Source organism: Ursidibacter maritimus (assembly GCF_009761395.1).
Lineage (GTDB): Bacteria > Pseudomonadota > Gammaproteobacteria > Enterobacterales > Pasteurellaceae > Ursidibacter > Ursidibacter maritimus.
The window spans coordinates 118,023-136,585 of sequence record NZ_LEKN01000013.1 but is presented as its reverse complement, the minus strand read 5'-3'; the positions used below and the strand labels follow the sequence as shown (position 1 = coordinate 136,585).

Sequence of the window (18,563 nt, the reverse complement as noted above, 5' to 3'; positions counted from 1 at the left end):
TAAATAATGAAATTTACTGATATTTTTATCAAACGTCCAGTATTGGCGATTAGCATTAGTATTGTTATCGTCATTATGGGCTTGCAAGCAATGTTTAAGTTGCAAGTACGCGAATATCCGAAAATGGTCAATACCATTATTACGGTATCGACCGCTTATGCAGGTGCAGATGCTGAAACAATGCAAGCTTTTGTTACTTCAAAACTTGAAGAGTCTATTGCTCAAGCGGATAACATTGATTACATCAAGTCATCTAGTGCACCGAGTAGCAGTGTAATTACAGTAAAAATGAAATTAAATACTGATCCTGGAATTGCCGTTGCGGATGTCTCTGCTAAAGTGAATGCAGTGCGTTCTCAGTTGCCATCGGAAATTGATGACCCTTCTATTTCTGCTTCATCAGGTGCAATGGAAGCGATTGTATTTATCCGTTTTTCATCAGATGAACTTTCAGCCCCTCAGATTACCGATTATGTCGAACGTGTGGTTAAACCACAGTTTTTTACGGTGAGTGGGGTATCTAAGATCAACGTGTTTGGTGGGACCAATTTCGGTTTACGTATTTGGTTTGATTCTGAAAAAATGGCAAGTTTAGGTTTATCTGTTCCTCAAGCTGTGGGAGCGTTATCTGCAAATAACGTACAAACCGCCGCAGGTAATGCTAATGGTTACTACACAGCCTACCGTAATAAAGTGGAATCGACGACTCGTGATGTTGCCCAGCTTGAAAATTTAGTGATCAAAACCACAAGTTCAGGACAGCAGATCAAATTAAAAGATATTGCACGAGTTGAATTAGATAAAAATAGTGATACTAGCCGAGCGATTGTAAATGGTGCAGATGCTGTGGTTTTAGCAATTGAAGCTGCAAGTACCGCTAACTCGCTTGTTGTTGCAGAGAATATTTATCCGGCATTTGAAAAAATTAAGAATGAACTACCCGCTTCTATGGAAGCAGAGATAATGTATGACAAAACTATTGCGATCAACAGTTCAATCAATGAAGTAGTAAAAACCATTGGTGAAGCAACCTTAATCGTATTAGTCGTGATTACAATGTTCTTAGGTTCATTTAGAGCAATGATTATCCCTATTGTCACAATTCCAATTTCATTGATTGGGGTCTTAATGGTGTTACAAGGATTTGGTTTCTCAATTAACTTATTAACCTTATTGGGCTTAATTCTTGCTATCGGTTTGGTTGTTGATGATGCGATTGTTGTACTCGAAAACGTGGATCGTCACATTAAAGAAGGTGAAACGCCATTTAGAGCAGCAATTATTGGTACAAGAGAAATCGCAGTACCTGTTATTGCAATGACAGTAACGCTTATTGCGGTATATTCGCCAATGGCATTGATGTCAGGTATTACAGGGACACTTTTCAAAGAATTTGCCTTAACCCTTGCTGGAGCAGTATTTATTTCAGGTATTGCAGCATTAACGCTTTCACCGATGATGTCGAGCCGTATTTTAAAAGCCTCAGCGAAACCAAGCCGTTTAGAGCGTTGTGTAGAAGGTTTCTTACACCGTATTACGCAATGTTATACCAATATGCTTGAGCTAGTCATGGCTATGCGTAAATCGGTATTAGCTTTTGCGGTATTGATTTTTGCTTCATTGCCATTCTTATTTGGTTCATTAGCAAGTGAATTAGCACCATCGGAAGATCGCGGCATTATTATGGCAATCGCAACAGGTCCATCAAATACCAACTTGGACTATATGCAAGAAGTGATGACTCCGTTTGCGCTAGAAACTCAGAACATTCCAGAGGTGAGTGCTACGCAAATTATGCCTGGCTTCCCGTCAAGTAACGGTGCATTTGCTTTAGTGCCATTAGTGGATTGGAGTGAACGTACACGTTCTCAATCACAAGTACTAACGGAAGTGAGCAAAATTGCGAGTAAAGTGCCAGAAGTATCGATTACAGCTTTCCAAATGGCAGAAATTTCAACAGGGGAGAGTGGTTTACCATTTTCATTTGTGATTACGACTGCGGATAGCTATCAAAATCTAGCACAAGTGGCACAACAATTTTTAATTGAAGCACAAAAATCGGGTAAATTTTTCTTCAATCAGTTAGATTTAAAATTTGATACCGCTTCGATGAAGATTAGTTTAGATCGTGAGAAGTTAGGCACTTATGGCGTAACTGCACAACAAATTAGTGCAACTTTAGGTAGCTATTTATCGGGAGCGACACTTTCTCGTGTGGATATTGATAGCCGTCCATACAATATCGTGGCACAAGTAGAACGTAAGAATCGCTTAAATCCTGAAGATCTTGGTAAATTCTTTGTTACCACCAGTAATGGAGCTTCAGTTCCTTTAAGTACCTTTATTTCGATGGAGTTAGTTTCTCAACCAGCAAGTTTACCGAAGTTAAACCAGTTAAACTCAGCAACGATTAACGGTGTTGTGGCAAGTTCAATTGGCGATGCAGTGAAATGGGCTGAAGCGAAAGCTGCCGAAATTTTACCAAGTGGCTATCAGTATGACTTTATGAGTGAAGCTCGTCAGTATAAACAAGAAGGTAATGCGTTAGTACTCACGTTCGCCTTAGCAGTGGTAATGATTTACTTAGTGTTAGCTATTCAGTTTGAATCTTGGCGTGATCCACTGGTTATTTTAGTGTCTGTTCCACTTGCGATTAGTGGTGCGTTGTTAGTACTGAATATATTGGGTTTACCATTTATCGGCGTAAAAGGTGCAACCTTAAATATTTATTCACAGGTTGGTTTAATTACCCTAGTCGGTTTAATTACTAAACACGGTATCTTAATGTGTGAAGTGGCGAAAGAAGAGCAGTTACACCATGGTAAATCTCGTGCAGATGCGATTTTCTATGCAGCTAAAATTCGTTTACGCCCAATTTTAATGACCACAGCGGCAATGATTGCAGGTCTTATACCACTACTTTACGCTGCAGGTGCAGGTGCGGTAATGCGTTTTAGTATCGGGATTGTAATTGTGGCAGGATTAGCAATTGGTACACTCTTTACTTTATTTGTGCTACCTGTGATTTACACTTTCTTAGCAAGCGAACATAAGCCGCTAATGGAGTTTGATGAAAACCAACCAAGCAAAAATGAGCAGAATAAAATCGAACAACTTGAACATTCTGCATAAAATCCTTCCATAAAAGCGGTCATTTCCCCCAGATTTTTTGTAAATTTGGGGGAAATTATATGATTCAACCAATTTTTATATTATTTAGCGGTTATTAACACGAGTGCTTGATGATGTAGATTTTGCTATTATTAACAATACCTTTGCGATTCCAATTGATTTAGGTCCAGATAAAGATGTTTATTTGTAGAATCTAAACAATCTCCTGATGTTGATTTGATTGTGATTCGCCAAGGAAATGAAAATAATGAAGTTATTCAAAACTTCGTGAAATCAAACTAAACTGAAAAAGTTTACCAAGAAACCTTAAAACTCTCTAAAGATGGGTTTGTAAAGGTTGGTAATCTAAAGATGATAGTAAGCGGTCAGATACCGCTTATTTATTACCGTTTTATTAACTTAAGGAAATTCTAATGAATTTAAAAAAATTATTAACGCTTATTACTTTAAGCTCAACGGTTGCACTCACTGCTTGTAATGATAAAGCTGAAAAATTAAAAGTAGGTGTCATTTCAGGGCCAGAACACGAAGTGATGGAAGTTGCTAAAAAAGTAGCAAAAGAAAAATACAATCGTGATATTGAATTGGTAATTTTCACAGACTACGCAACCCCGAATGAAGCCTTAAACAAGGCAGACCTTGATGTGAACGCATTCCAGCACAAACCTTATTTGGATAAACAAATTGCAGATAAAGGTTATAAATTAACACCTGTTGGGAATACTTTCGTTTACCCAATTGCGGCTTATTCCAAAAAGATCAAGTCAATTGAAGAGTTAAAAGACGGCGATAAAATTGCATTACCAAATGATCCAACCAACTTAGGTCGCTCGTTAATTCTGTTAGAAAAACAAGGGTTAATTAAACTAAAAGACAATACAAACTTACTCTCAACTCGAGTGGATATTGTTGAAAATCCAAAAAATTTAGATATTCAAGAAGTGGATGCTCCATTGCTACCACGTACTTTAGATGATGTCGCGTTCTCAATCATCAATACCACTTATGCAGGACAAATTGGTTTAACTCCGACCAAAGACGGCATTTTTGTGGAAGATAAAGAATCTCCCTATGTGAACCTAATTGTTTCTCGTCTTGATAATAAAGATAAAGACATTGTTAAAGATTTTGTTAAAGCTTATCAATCAGAAGAAGTATTCCAAAAAGCAAATGAAGTCTTTAAGGGTTCAATGATTAAAGGTTGGTAATTTTCGAGTTATGAAAAAACATCTGTTCTAAACTAGGACAGATGTTTTTTATTTATCATTAAACTGTAACTACTATTTTAAGTTTTCTAAAAATGCAGGTAAGTTTTGAGCACCAACTTGTTGTGCTACCACTTCACCATTTTTGAAAATAAGTAAGAATGGGATACTGCGTACGCCGAATTGTGCAGGTACTTGTTGGTTTTCATCAACATTCATTTTTACGATGCGTGCATTTCCACCAACTTGTTCCGCTAAATCATCTAATACAGGGCCGATTGCACGACAAGGGCCACACCAAGGTGCCCAAAAGTCTAATAATACAGGCACATCTGATTTTAATACGTCTTGTTCAAATGTTGCGTCAGTGGTATGAATTACTTTGCTCATAGTGTTTCCTTATTGAGTGATAAAAAGAAACGCTCCTATTCAATGAAGCGTTATATGGTTGCACAAGATAGAGATTTATTTCCTACTTTGCAAGTAGGAAATAGATATTGATGCGATTATTTTTCAGAGTGTTCTTTATCTTGTGGCAGAATCAAATTAAGCGTAAGTGCAAGTAATGAACCTACGGTAATACCAGAGCCAAAGATCTCTTTGAAGAAACTTGGTAGCTTATCAAGTAGTTCAGGACGAGTGGTGACTGCTAAGCCACAGCCTATAGAAATCGCAATAATTAAACCATTACGTTTGCTACGTTCCACTTTATCAAGCATTTGAATCCCTGCCGCAATAATCATTGCAAACATCATTAACCCTGCACCACCTAATACTGGCATAGGAATTGAAACAATCAATGCACCAAAGACAGGGAATACACCAGCTAACACTAGCAAAACGCCCATAATTGTTACGACATAACGGCTTGCAACCCCTGTTAGTGAAATAACGCCGATATTTTGTGAGAACGATGAGAATGGCGTTGTGGACATTACAGCAGCAAAGGCCGATCCTAAACCGTCGCACAATACACCACCACGCAGATGTTTACCGGTGATCTCCATTTGTGTTGCGTTACCTAGGGCTAAAAAGTTACCGCTTGATTCAACAATGGTTACTAAGTAAGCAATACTCATTCCGATAATTCCAGAAATAGGAAATGCTAATCCAAAATGCAGTGGTTGTGGTAGCGCAAAGAGTTCGGCATTTTTTACGCTATCAAAGTTGATCCAACCCAATGCGAGTGCTACGAGATAGCCAACTAAAATACCAATTACGATAGCGGCAGCAGAGAAGATTCCCTTGCCCCATTGTACTAATGCAACAACTAGCACTAATACAAATGTTGCCATTGCTAAATTAGCAGGATCTGCATAGTTCGGGTCGCCTTTCTGCCCACCAGCGAACCAGTCCACTGCAACAGGAATAAGGCTTAAGCCGATCATCATTACTACAACGCCAGTCACAACAGGTGGGAATAGTTTACGCACATAAGGCATAAAGAAACTGCCGATGATCATCACTAAAGAGCCGACTAATGATGAGCCAAGGATACCTGCCACACCATATTCACTAAAGCCAATGGCAAGAGCCGCAGCCACGAAAGTAAAGCTTGTTCCCATTACGCTCGGTAGGCGTAGCCCGATTGGACCGACACCTTGACACTGAATAATAGTCACGATGCCAGACACTAATAAGGCAGCATTAACTAAAACGATCGTATCTGCTGTTGGAAGTTGTAATACATTACCTAGCACAAGTGGAACAGCGATAATACCACCAAGTGCTGCAAGTAAATGTTGTGAAGCTAATAATAGTGTTAATCCAAATGGTGGTTTGGAATCAACAGGGTATAGAAGTTTTTGCATATAAGTAAAACAAGGTTGGTTAGAAAAGGGTGCGAATTATAACGTTTTTTCCAGATCTTTCCAGTTCAAGAGAGGGTAGCAATGTTGAATTTATCTTTCGGAATAAAAATAAAGCGGTCAATTTAGGGAAAAATTTGCAATAAATCGGGGCGTTCATTATTGAATTTCGATATTTTATAAATAAAATTGTTATGCTAATTGCATAATTGTAAATTAGTGTAACACTCTAATATTTGTTAAATTTTGGGTTATTATTCTATTTTTGTTTTTATTTGCAGTTTTTTAAACTTTAAATTATGCCTTTATCACCCATTCTATTTTATTTCTAACTATTTACTTTGTTCAGATTATTCGGCATATTGCACTCCATTGCGAATATTTCGCAATTACCATTAAATCTTACATTTTCTTGAGGGCTTTATTGTGTCTGATATTCAATCATCTAATGCATCAAGCAGAGAAACGTTCTCTGGACGTGGTGCATTTATTTTGGCAGCTATTGGCTCTGCTGTTGGTTTAGGTAATATTTGGCGTTTTCCATATGTTACTTATGATAACGGTGGTGGTGCATTTATTATTCCTTATCTTGTTGCACTATTAACGGCAGGTATTCCATTATTATTCTTAGACTATGCAATGGGACATAAATATCGCGGTTCTGCACCGCTTGCGTTTCGTCGTTTTAATAAGAGTTTTGAAACTTTCGGCTGGTGGCAAGTTTTAATCAATGTCATTATCGGTATTTACTATGCTGTGATTCTTGGTTGGGCTGCGTGTTATACCTATTACTCTTTAAATAGCGCTTGGGGAGCTGATCCTGCAAGTTTCTTCTTTAAAGAATACTTACAAATGGCGGATGGCGTTTCTGTTGGTTTTGATTTTGTCGGTACTGTAACTGGGCCACTTATTGCAGTATGGGTTGCAGTTTTAGCAATCTTAGCTTTAGGTGTACAAAAAGGAATTGGTAAATCATCGGCACTATTTATGCCACTATTAACCATTATGTTTGTGGTATTAGTGATTACTGCTCTTTTCTTACCAGGTGCAGAGAAAGGCTTAAATGCTTTATTCACGCCAAACTGGGAAAAATTAAAAGAGCCGAGCGTATGGATTGCAGCTTACGGTCAGATCTTCTTTTCTCTTTCTATCTGCTTTGGGATTATGATCACTTACGCTTCTTACTTGAAGAAAAAAACAGATTTAACTGGATCTGGTTTAGTTGTTGGTTTTGCAAATAGTAGCTTTGAGTTATTAGCGGGTATCGGGGTATTTGCGGCACTTGGCTTTATGGCGGCAGCTGCAGGTAAAGAAGTGAGTGAAGTCGCTACTTCTGGTATTGGTCTAGCCTTTATTGCGTTCCCAGCAATTATTGACCAAGCACCGTTCGGTTCAGCAATCGGCGTGTTATTCTTCGGTTCGTTACTCTTTGCCGGTATTACTTCATTAGTTTCTGTGTTAGAAGTTATTATCGCTGCGGTACAGGATAAATTACAACTTGGACGTGTAAAATCAACCTTAGTTGTGGGTATTCCAATGGCGATTATTTCTATCGCATTATTTGGTACAACAACGGGCTTACCTGTATTAGATGTGTTAGATAAATTTGTAAATAGCTTTGGTATTGTTGCAGTGGCATTCTTCTCTATTGTTGCTATTGCATTTAGCAAGAAATTATCTATTTTATCCGAGCATATCAATCAAACTTCATCCTATAAATTAGGTGCTATTTGGCGTATTGTCGTAGGCATTGTAACTCCAATCGTACTCGGTTATATGCTATTTAGTGAAGTTTATAAGGTTATTAATGAAGGATATGAAGGCTACCCAACTTGGTTTGTAAATACATTTGGTTGGGGAATGGCGATTGGTTTAGTTGTTATTGCTTTCCTACTTTCACGTATTGAATGGAAAAATGAAGCAAAATTTGAGGAGCATAACTAATGAGTGGTAGTGCAATTATTATGATGTCAGCAGCCCTAATTATTATTTGGGGGGGGCTTTTCATCTCAGTCGCTCGTTTACCTAAAGAATAATGGGTAAAATTTTGAGTAAAACTAACCGCTTGGTTGAATAACTAAGCGGTTAGTTTTTTCTAACACTCTCCAACTAGATAAATAACGGATAATCGTGTGCTTTTCCTTTGTTATGATCATTGAAATTACTTTCATCTAACTTTGCTAATTTATGTGAGCTCTTTCGTTTATCTTGATGCAAATAAATAAGCGGTCACTTTTTTGCAAAAATTTGCAAGGAACTAACCGCTTATTATTGATTATGAAAGGATGATGCTTACTTTTCTACATAAAGATCACGCAAGAAGTAAACCCCTTGTGGGCTTTTTCCTTCATATCCTTTCAATTTAGGATTTTTAATAAATAAGCCCGCATAGTGATAAATAGCAACAAATGGGTGATGTTTACCCAATTCATCTTCTGCTTGAGCATAAATTTCAGCACGCTCTTCTGGGGTTTTTGCGTAGTAAGAGTCGTTGATTAGCTTATCAAATTTCTCACTTTTGAAACCAATTTTATTTTGTTCACTATTTGATAAATAGTAAGTTAAGAAGGTGCTTGCATCATTATAATCTGCGATCCAAGCGCTAAAGGCTAAAGTGTAATTTTTTTGCTGTTTGGTATCTAGGAAGGTTTTCCACTCAATATTTCTAAGTGTAATATCAGCCATACCATCTAAGTTTTTCTTCCATATCGAAGTGGCTGCAACAGCAATATTTTTCAAGCCTTCATTGGTGTTATACAGTAGCTCGGTTTTGAGCGGTTTAGACTTGCTATAACCTGCTTCTTTTAACAATTTTTTGGCTTCTTCATTACGTTGTTGTTGAGTCCAACTTGCATATTCAGGCTGCTTAATTTTTTCACCTGCTCCAATATAATTTGGGGTAAATCTATAAGTTGGCATCTGTCCAAAGCCGAGAACTTTATCGGTAATTACTTCACGCTCTAAAGCAAGATCAAGGGCTTTACGTACTCGAATATCATCAAATGGCGCTTTAGCAAGGTTCATTTCATAGGTAAATGTTCCAAGTTTGCGCGAATTATGGATTTGAGAGTCAAACTGCTGACGGAATTTAGGATCTTTATAGAGTGTTGAAGGTACATTCGCAATATCAATTTCGCCTGTACGGAAACGGGCAATGGCAGCATTCTCATTTAAAATATAAATAGTTGCTTTATTGATCACTGTTTCATCGTTATTCCAGTAAGTCGAGCTACGTTCCAAATCTACTTTTTCATTCAGAATACGCTCTCCAAGTTTATATGCACCGTTTCCAACGAAGTGTTCAGGACGAGTCCAATTATCCCCATATTTTTCAACAGTGGCTTTATGTACTGGATAGAGTGAAGTGTGTTGAGTTAGCTCGGCAGCGTAGGGAACTGGTGCAGTCAATGTTAATTGTAACGTATAATCATCAAGTGCTTTTACCCCTAATGTATCAGGTGATTTTTTACCTGCCACGATGTCTGCAACATTTTCCATTTTCATAAATTCTAGGTAGGTTGCATAAGGTGAGGCGGTTTTAGGATCGACTAAACGTTGCCAAGCATAAACAAAGTCGTGGGCAGTGACAGGATCGCCGTTTGACCATTTAGCATTTTTACGCAAATAGAAGGTAACAGTTTGGCTATCAGCCGAAGATTCCCAACGTTCTGCAACTCCAGGGATAATATTATCTTCATCATCGGTATTCACTAGCCCTTCCAACAGTTGACGTGCATAGTAGCTCTCAGATGACCCTTCCATTTTTTGCGGATCTAAAGTGGCTGGCTCTGCAGTGGCTTGGATTCGAACTTCTTGCTTATCAGCCAAGGTAACACCTTCAGGTACTTTTGCGGCAAAAGCACTAGGTGATAATGCCAATAAAATAGATGCTGTAAGAGTAGATAACTTGACAAGTTTTTGAGTTTTTTCCCACATAATGTGTTCTGTGTTCTGCATAAAAATATCCTTATTGCAAGCGATATTGCAAATTTAGTTGTTATTAAATTGTGATAATTCTGTCAGAAAGACACAATATAGATATCTTATTTTTCATAGTCTGTAAATGGTTTATTGTAGGTTTCGATTTTATTTTTTATTTAAAATAAAATTGATACAGATAGGTAGGTAAAAGCGGTGACTTGAAGAATAAATTTTGCAAATTTGCGAAATACTAGGCGATTTTTATCTAAATTTCTGTATAATATGCCAGTTTTGTTTCTAGATATTTAAGAGGCGGCTATCAAAAGTTATCTTATTCAATGAGATGATTTTTGCTAGTCGCAATTTTTAAGAAATAAAACGATAAAACTAAAGATTCTTAAAGGAAATGAATAATGACTCCAATTGTAAAACAATTTAAATATGGTCAGCATACTGTTACATTAGAAACAGGTGCAATCGCTCGTCAAGCAACAGCAGCGGTAATGGCGAGTATGGACGATACAACGGTTTTTGTAACTGTTGTAGCGAAAAAAGATGTAAAAGAAGGGCAAGATTTCTTCCCATTAACCGTAGATTATCAAGAGCGTACTTATGCAGCAGGTCGTATTCCTGGTGGTTTCTTTAAACGTGAAGGTCGCCCTTCTGAAGGCGAAACTTTAATTGCTCGTTTGATCGACCGTCCTGTTCGCCCACTTTTCCCTGAAGGCTTCTTCAACGAAATTCAAGTGATTGCAACGGTTGTTTCTGTCAATCCACAAATTAGCCCAGATTTAGTCGCAATGATTGGTGCATCAGCAGCATTATCATTATCAGGCGTGCCGTTTAGTGGTCCAATTGGTGTAGCTCGTGTTGGTTTTATTAACGACCAATTCGTGTTAAATCCAACAATGGCAGAACAAAAAATTAGCCGTTTAGATTTAGTTGTGGCGGGGACAGATAAAGCAGTTTTAATGGTTGAATCTGAAGCGGATATTTTAACTGAAGAACAAATGCTTGCAGCAGTGGTATTCGGTCACGAACAACAACAAGTTGTTATTGAAAACATCAAAGAATTTGTAAAAGAAGCGGGTAAACCACGTTGGGATTGGGTTGCTCCAGAGCCAAATACAGATTTAATCAATAAAGTTAAAGCATTAGCAGAAACACGTATTGGTGAAGCATACCGTATTGTTGAAAAACAAGCTCGTTATGAGCAAATTGATGCAGTTAAAGCGGATGTCATTGCGACTCTAACCGCTGAAGATGAAAGTGTTTCTGAAGGCAAAATTATTGATATTATTACTGCACTAGAAAGTCAAATCGTTCGTAGCCGTATTATTGCAGGCGAGCCTCGTATTGATGGTCGTACGGTAGATACTGTTCGTGCATTAGATATTTGCACAGGTGTTTTACCTCGTACTCATGGTTCTGCAATTTTTACTCGTGGCGAAACGCAAGCGTTAGCGGTTGCAACACTTGGTACAGAACGTGATGCACAGATTATTGATGAATTAACGGGCGAAAAATCAGACCGTTTCTTATTTCACTATAACTTCCCTCCATATTCTGTGGGTGAAACAGGTCGTATTGGTTCACCAAAACGTCGTGAAATTGGTCACGGTCGTCTAGCTAAACGTGGTGTGTTAGCCGTAATGCCAACCGCTGAAGAATTCCCGTATGTAGTGCGTGTGGTTTCTGAAATTACTGAATCAAATGGTTCTTCGTCAATGGCATCTGTATGTGGTGCATCTCTTGCGTTAATGGATGCTGGCGTGCCGATTAAAGCCGCTGTTGCAGGTATTGCAATGGGCTTAGTGAAAGAAGAAGAAAAATTCGTTGTTCTTTCAGATATTCTAGGTGATGAAGATCATTTAGGCGACATGGACTTTAAAGTAGCAGGTACTCGTGAAGGGGTAACTGCGTTACAAATGGATATTAAAATTGAAGGGATTACCCCCGAAATTATGCGTATCGCTTTAAAACAAGCAAAAGGTGCTCGTTTACATATTTTAGGTGTAATGGAACAAGCTATTCCTACTGCTCGTGAAGATATTTCTGATTTTGCACCGCGTATCCATACAATGAAAATTGATCCGAAGAAAATCAAAGATGTGATTGGTAAAGGTGGTGCGACAATTCGTGCATTAACCGAAGAAACTAGCACATCAATTGATATTGATGATGACGGTACAGTAAAAATTGCCGCAACAGATAATAATGCAGCAAAACGTGTAATGGAACGTATTGAAGAAATTGTTGCTGAAGTTGAAGTGAATGCAATCTACAAGGGTAAAGTTACGCGTGTAGTTGATTTCGGTGCATTTGTATCTATCCTTGGTGGTAAAGAAGGTTTAGTCCATATTTCTCAAATCACTGATGCTCGAGTTGAGCGTGTTGCTGATTACTTAGAAGTTGGTCAAGAAGTTCAAGTAAAAGTGGTTGAAATCGATCGCCAAGGTCGTATTCGTTTAACGATGAAAGATTTGAATAATGCTCCAGAAACAACAGAGGTTGTGGAAGAAACTCAGGAACTAGCAGAATAATTCTGTTTTAGGGGCGCAATATAATGCGTCCCTTATATAACAAACATAGTTATTTCGAATGTTTTTGTATGAATGCTTTCGAGTATTCAGAAATCTTTACCTAAGGTTTTATTGAATGTTACAACGTTTTAAGTTGTTAAATTTTCGTCTGTTTATTGCTAGTGTGATGTCAATTATTTTACTGACAGGGTGTATTAACCGTGTTTCAGATTTAATTGCCCCACATAAGTTGCCATTATCAGAAGTCAGCCCTCAGCTACGTTTTGAGCAAGAAGTAATGATTGTGCGTTTAACGCAAGTGCTTCAACAGGCTGAATTGAGTAAATCAGAAAAAGCAGACTTATTGTTTGAACGTGGAGTCATCTACGATAGTTTAGGCTTATGGTCGCTTGCTCGTAATGATTTTTCTGAAGCGGTAGAACTGAATCCTAAAATGGCAGCAGCATATAATTACTTAGGTTTATATTTACTCTTAGAAGATGATTATGATAGCTCGGTAGATGCTTTTAATGCGGTATTAGAGCTTGACCCTAACTACGATTATACTCGTTTAAATAGGGGATTATCATTTTATTATAGTGGTAGATATGCTGAAGCGGAGCGTGATTTACTTTATTTTTATGAAGCGGATAAAACCGATCCTTATCGTGTTTTATGGTTATATTTCAATGAATTAGAGTTATCGCCGAGTGAAGCAAAAGCTAATTTAGCAACCCGTTCAAAAGGGTTAGCTAATACATTTTGGGGAACAAATATTGTTTCCTATTTTCTTGGGGATTACACCCTTGAACAGCTTCGGTTAAAAATGAATGCTCAAGCTGAACCGAATACGGCTCAGTATGCTGAAATTTTAACCGAAACTTATTTTTATCTTGCAAAACAAACACTCAAATTGAATCAAGTCGAAGAGGCATCTAGCCTATTCCGTCTGACTATTGCAAATCAAGTATATAACTTTGTTGAGTATCGTTTTGCCTTGTTTGAATTAGCTCGCTTGCGTGCTAATAAGACAGCTCCCGTAACTATCGGGAAAGTTGTTGTTGGGATAAATTAGGACGATAAAGCGGTCAGATTTGCTGATTTTTTTGCAAATCCCACCGCTTGTACTGTGTGACAAGTTATATAAAGCATTGATTTGTTTTCTATTTATTTTTCTTACCTAAAAAGCTCAACAATATAATTTTGTATCGGTTTTGTTTGCCTAATCAGCAAACAGAATCTTAATTTATTTTGGAATTTTATGACAACTAACACTATGACTTTTGCCGATTTAGGCTTACCACAATCTATCCTTGATGCTGTAACAGAAATGGGTTTTGTAACCCCATCCCCTATTCAACAAGCCTGTATTCCTCACTTACTCGAAGGGCGTGATGTTTTAGGTATGGCACAAACAGGAAGTGGTAAAACCGCGGCATTTTCATTACCTGTATTAGCACAAATTGACGTTGAAAAACGTCACCCACAAATGCTTGTTATGGCACCTACGCGTGAGCTTGCAATCCAAGTTGCTGATGCTTGCGAACAATTTACAAAAAATATGAAAGGCGTTCGTGTTGTTACTATTTACGGAGGTCAGCGTTACGATATTCAAATTCGTGCGTTAAAACAAGGCTCACAAGTTGTGGTTGGAACACCTGGGCGTATTCTTGACCATATCCGTCGTGGTACTTTAGACCTTTCTGCATTGAAAACTATTGTATTAGATGAAGCTGATGAAATGTTACGAATGGGCTTTATTGAAGATGTAGAAACCGTAATGGCGGAATTACCTGAAAATCACCAAACAGCGTTATTTTCAGCAACAATGCCAGAACCAATTCGCCGTATTACACGCCGTTTTATGAATGATCCACAAGAAGTGAAAATTCAAGCGACTCAACGTTCGGCTCCGGATATCACCCAAAGCTACTGGTTAGTGAATGGTTTCCGTAAAAATGATGCATTATTACGTTTCTTAGAAGTGGAAGAATTTGATGCGTCAATTATCTTTACTCGTACCAAAACAGGTACAACCGATGTAACAGAATTACTCGAACGCAATGGTTATCGTGCAGCAGCATTAAATGGCGATATGACTCAACAAGCTCGTGAACAAACTTTAGAGCGTTTGAAATCAGGCCGTTTAGATATCGTGGTTGCAACCGATGTGGCAGCTCGTGGTATTGATATTGAGCGTATTAGCTTAGTTGTGAACTACGATATTCCATTGGATGCAGAATCTTATGTTCACCGTATTGGACGTACAGGTCGTGCAGGTCGTTCAGGTCGTGCTTTATTATTTGTTGAACCGCGCGAACGTCGTTTACTCAAAAATATCGAACATTTAATGAAAAAGCCGATTGATGAAGTGCCAGTACCAAATCACGAAATCTTAATGGCAAAACGTCGTGAAAAATTTAAGGCGAAAATTTCATTACAATTAGAGCATCACGATCTTGAGCTTTATCGTGAGTTACTTGAAGATCTTTTTACTGCAGATCAAGATCACGAAGAACTTGCAGCTGCAATGATGATGTTGCTCCAAGAGAAACAAAAATTGATTTTACCACCAGATCCAGAAATCAAAGCAGCTCGTGGTGAGCGCGGTCGTGGACGAGATCGTGAAAATCCACGTTCAGCAGAGCGTCGTGGTGGTCGTGAACATCGTGAGAATAATGGTGTTGCAATGGATCTCTACCGTATCGAACTTGGCCGTGAAGATGGTGTTGAAGTTCGCCACATTGTTGGAGCAATTGCCAATGAAGGCGATATTAGTAGCCGCTACATTGGGCATATTAAATTACACGATAAATATTCAACGATTGAATTACCACAAGGTATGCCAAATCACTTAGTTCAACATTTTGCTCAAAAAGCGCGTGTATTAAGCAAGCCGATGCAAATGTCGTTATTAGGACCAGCAAGCTCAGCAAGTAATAACTCTCCGTATGAAGAAAAAGGAAGAGGCCGTGGACGTGGTGATCGTAATGAAAAACGTGGTGGACCTGATCGTGATGATCGTGGCTTTAAAGAGCGTAAAGGCGGTTTTAAAGAGAAGCGTTTTGGCGATAAACGTGGACGTCGTGACTAATTAACATAAAATGCTCCGAAAGGGGCATTTTTTTGTTATATTAAATCCCAACAAGGAATATTTATTGTCTTAACAAGCGGTCAGATCTAAGGAATTTTTTGCAAATGTTTATTCAATCTACTCAACTAAGTTCTTCCCTTGAGATTTCTGAAGATGATCGAAAATGGATGCGATATGCACTACAACTTGCTGAGCGGGCAGAAGCTGAAGGTGAAATTCCTGTTGGTGCAGTGTTAATTTCAGATAATGGCGAGATATTGGGAGAAGGTTGGAATCGTTCAATTACTTTATCAGATCCAACTGCTCATGCAGAAATTCAAGCAATCCGAATGGCAGGGCAAGCAGTCGCAAATTATCGCCTATTAAATACTACCCTTTATGTTACCCTTGAGCCTTGCACAATGTGTGCAGGTGCAATTTTACATAGTCGAATTGGACGCTTGGTTTTTGGGGCGAGTGATTATAAAACAGGAGCTGTCGGTTCTCGTTTTCATTTTTTTGAAGATTACAAAATGAATCATCTCTTACAAATTCGTGGTGGGATAATGGCAACGGAATGTAGCCAAAAAATTAGCCACTTTTTTCAAAAAAGACGAGCAGAGCAGAAAGCAACAAAGCAAGAACAAGCGGTTAGTTAAGCTAGATTATTTGCAAATAAAGATGAAAAGGCGGGATTTCCCGCCTCTTTTTTAGATTAAGAATTAGATATTTTTCGCAATTAAATCACCCATTTCATTGGTTGAAATCGGGGTTGATTTATCGGCTAAGTCGGCGGTACGGTAGCCTTCTGCTAATACCTTTTGCACCGCATTTTCGATAGCTTTAGCGGCATCTTCCAAACCAAAACTATAACGTAGCATCATTGCCGCAGAAAGAATTTGTGCGATAGGATTTGCGATATTCTTGCCTGCAATATCAGGTGCAGAACCGCCAGCTGGCTCGTATAAACCAAAGCCTTTTTCATTTAAGCTCGCTGATGGCAACATTCCCATTGAACCAGTGATCATGGCACATTCATCAGAAATAATATCGCCGAAAATATTTGAACAGAGTAACACATCAAAAAATTCTGGTTGCTTGATTAACTGCATTGTCGCGTTATCAATATAAATATGATCTAATTTTACGTCAGGATATTTTTTTGCCACTTCATTAACAGTTTCACGCCATAAAATGGAACTCATTAACACATTGGCTTTATCCACTGAAGTAACGTGTTTGCTACGTTTCATTGCTGTTTCAAATGCCACTTTTGCAATACGTTCAATTTCATAACGGTGATAAACTTCCGTATCAAAGGCTTTTTCATTTGCCCCTTCACCTTCACGCCCTTTAGGCTGCCCAAAATAGATACCGCCTGTTAATTCACGCACAGTAACCATATCGAAACCTTTGGCTGCAATATCTGCTCTTAGTGGACAGAATTGTTCTAGACCTTTATAAAGTGTGGCAGGACGAAGATTACAAAATAGCGCAAAATGTTTGCGTAGAGGTAATAATGCACCACGTTCAGGTTGTTCGTTAGCAGGTAAATGTTCCCATTTAGGCCCGCCAACAGAACCAAATAAAATCGCATCAGCCTCTTCACAGCCTTTTAAGGTGCTTTCAGGTAATGCCTTACCGTGATTATCAATTGCGATACCACCGATATCATAGTGGTTATAATTGAGGGTAAAACCATATTTTTGTTGTACTACATCAAGAACTTTGATCGCTTGAGCCATAATTTCAGGGCCAATTCCGTCACCACTTAATACCGCAATGTTGTAAGTTTGCATATAAATTCCTCAAGTTATAATGGATTAAGAGCAACAATATAAAACATTTCAGTCTCAAATGGGGAATTTTTTGTGTGATTTTAGCGATTTCCGTTAGAATAGTTTTTGCGAATAATGAACAGAGAATAGAGAAATGAAAAGAATGAGATATAAAGGGGGGGCATTAGTATTTTGTATGCTTAATCTTACCGCTTGTGGCACAATTTCAAGTTTAGCAGATGATAATTACACCCCTTATGCAGGGGTAGTAAAAGATTTTCAAGCGATGAGAGAAGGGGGAGTAACTAGTGTTTTAGCTGTGGTAGATTTACCTCTTAGTTTTGTGTTTGATACATTGTTACTGCCCGTTACCCTTACTCGTTAAGAGGTATGTTTAAGCATTGCGATATAGTTACAGCTCACATCTTTATTAAGCCAAAATTTTTCTGTAAGTGGGTTAAAATGGTATCCAACCATTTCAGTACAACTTAATTGAGCTTGATCGCACCAATTTAATAACTCGGCAGGCTTAATAAATTTCTCAAATTCGTGAGTGCCTTTTGGTAGCATTTTTAGCACATATTCTGCCCCAATAATGACCAAAGCATAGGCTTTAAGTGTACGATTAATTGTAGAGAAAAAAAGTACGCCGTCAGGTTTTAGTAAGGCTTGGCAACTTTGGATAATTGAAAGAGGATCAGGAACGTGTTCTAGCATTTCCATACAGGTAATAACGTCAAACTTTTCGGCATTACAAGCGGTCTGTTCTGTTAAAAAATCTTCAATGGTCGTTTGTTGATAATCGATAGTTAAACCATTTTGTTCAGAATGCTGTTTAGCAATCGCAAGTGGCTCGGTTGTCATATCAATCCCCGTTACGGTAGCACCTAATTTTGCCATTGATTCACTCAAAATACCGCCACCACAACCAACATCAAGCACCTTTTTCCCAAATAATCCACCTGATTTTTCATTGACATAAGCTAGACGTAAAGGATTCAGCAAATGGATTGGTTTGAAATCCCCATTAGGATCCCACCAACTTTTTGCCATTTTTTCAAATTTTGATATTTCCTGTTGATCAACATTCTTCATAAAACCACCTTTAACAATTTTTAAGGTTA

Annotated in this window: 14 protein-coding genes; 9 read left to right on the top strand and 5 right to left on the bottom strand. The window is 38.1% G+C overall.

The features are described 5' to 3' along the window. Positions 1–6: 6 nt before the first annotated feature. Together A1D26_RS03695 and metQ are read left to right on the top strand one after the other, a co-directional pair. The gene (locus A1D26_RS03695) at positions 7–3,132 is read left to right on the top strand and encodes an efflux RND transporter permease subunit (protein WP_157402736.1); all 3,126 of its coding nucleotides are present in this window, start codon (positions 7–9) and stop codon (positions 3,130–3,132) included. Between the two features lie 413 nt (positions 3,133–3,545). Then, the gene (gene metQ / locus A1D26_RS03685; RefSeq protein WP_157402735.1) at positions 3,546–4,340 is read left to right on the top strand and encodes a methionine ABC transporter substrate-binding lipoprotein MetQ; all 795 of its coding nucleotides are present in this window, start codon (positions 3,546–3,548) and stop codon (positions 4,338–4,340) included. Positions 4,341–4,412: 72 nt separating this feature from the next. Here metQ and trxA read toward each other — a convergent pair whose 3' ends face one another. Then, a complete protein-coding gene (gene trxA, locus A1D26_RS03680) occupies positions 4,413–4,727 on the bottom strand; it encodes a thioredoxin (RefSeq protein WP_157402734.1) in 315 nt (104 codons plus the stop codon). 116 nt (positions 4,728–4,843) lie between these two features. Then, positions 4,844–6,148 (bottom strand): uracil-xanthine permease family protein, encoded by a 1,305-nt coding sequence (locus A1D26_RS03675; RefSeq protein WP_157402733.1) that lies wholly within the window; start codon positions 6,146–6,148, stop codon positions 4,844–4,846. Positions 6,149–6,580: 432 nt separating this feature from the next. Here A1D26_RS03675 and A1D26_RS03670 point away from each other — a divergent pair, with 432 nt between their 5' ends. Continuing rightward, entirely contained in the window at positions 6,581–8,089 is a 1,509-nt protein-coding gene (locus A1D26_RS03670; RefSeq protein ID WP_157403033.1) for a sodium-dependent transporter, read from the top strand. Further along, positions 8,089–8,181 carry a methionine/alanine import family NSS transporter small subunit gene (locus A1D26_RS03665; protein WP_157394665.1) on the top strand — a complete coding sequence of 31 codons (93 nt, stop codon included), beginning with the start codon at positions 8,089–8,091 and terminating at the stop codon, positions 8,179–8,181. The genes A1D26_RS03670 and A1D26_RS03665 overlap by 1 nt, the downstream gene beginning before the upstream one ends. 256 nt (positions 8,182–8,437) lie before the next feature. On the opposite strand, the gene A1D26_RS03660 is transcribed toward A1D26_RS03665, so the two are convergent. After that, positions 8,438–10,102, bottom strand: a complete 1,665-nt coding sequence (locus A1D26_RS03660) for an ABC transporter substrate-binding protein (RefSeq protein ID WP_232516795.1) — start codon at positions 10,100–10,102, stop codon at positions 8,438–8,440. A gap of 377 nt (positions 10,103–10,479) precedes the next feature. Here A1D26_RS03660 and pnp point away from each other — a divergent pair, with 377 nt between their 5' ends. From pnp to tadA, 4 genes are all read left to right on the top strand, one after another. After that, positions 10,480–12,609, top strand: coding sequence for a polyribonucleotide nucleotidyltransferase (gene pnp, locus A1D26_RS03655; RefSeq protein ID WP_157402732.1), 2,130 nt, complete (start codon positions 10,480–10,482; stop codon positions 12,607–12,609). 115 nt (positions 12,610–12,724) lie between these two features. After that, a complete protein-coding gene (gene nlpI, locus A1D26_RS03650; protein ID WP_157402731.1) occupies positions 12,725–13,663 on the top strand; it encodes a lipoprotein NlpI in 939 nt (312 codons plus the stop codon). A gap of 186 nt (positions 13,664–13,849) precedes the next feature. After that, complete coding sequence (locus A1D26_RS03645) at positions 13,850–15,682, top strand: DEAD/DEAH box helicase (RefSeq protein ID WP_157402730.1); 1,833 nt, start codon at positions 13,850–13,852, stop codon at positions 15,680–15,682. 104 nt (positions 15,683–15,786) lie between these two features. Continuing rightward, entirely contained in the window at positions 15,787–16,320 is a 534-nt protein-coding gene (tadA, locus tag A1D26_RS03640; protein ID WP_157402729.1) for a tRNA adenosine(34) deaminase TadA, read from the top strand. 63 nt (positions 16,321–16,383) lie between these two features. Here the strand turns inward: tadA and leuB are convergent, their stop codons facing one another. After that, positions 16,384–17,460 (bottom strand): 3-isopropylmalate dehydrogenase, encoded by a 1,077-nt coding sequence (leuB, locus tag A1D26_RS03635; protein ID WP_157402728.1) that lies wholly within the window; start codon positions 17,458–17,460, stop codon positions 16,384–16,386. Positions 17,461–17,593: 133 nt separating this feature from the next. On the opposite strand from leuB, the gene A1D26_RS03630 reads away from it, so the two are divergent. Beyond that, positions 17,594–17,824: a YceK/YidQ family lipoprotein gene (locus A1D26_RS03630; protein WP_157402727.1), complete on the top strand. Its 231-nt coding sequence runs from the start codon at positions 17,594–17,596 to the stop codon at positions 17,822–17,824. On the opposite strand, the gene ubiG is transcribed toward A1D26_RS03630, so the two are convergent. Continuing rightward, the gene (gene ubiG / locus A1D26_RS03625; RefSeq protein ID WP_157402726.1) at positions 17,821–18,534 is read right to left on the bottom strand and encodes a bifunctional 2-polyprenyl-6-hydroxyphenol methylase/3-demethylubiquinol 3-O-methyltransferase UbiG; all 714 of its coding nucleotides are present in this window, start codon (positions 18,532–18,534) and stop codon (positions 17,821–17,823) included. The two genes, A1D26_RS03630 and ubiG, sit on opposite strands and share 4 nt — an antisense overlap. Between the last annotated feature and the right edge of the window lie 29 nt (positions 18,535–18,563).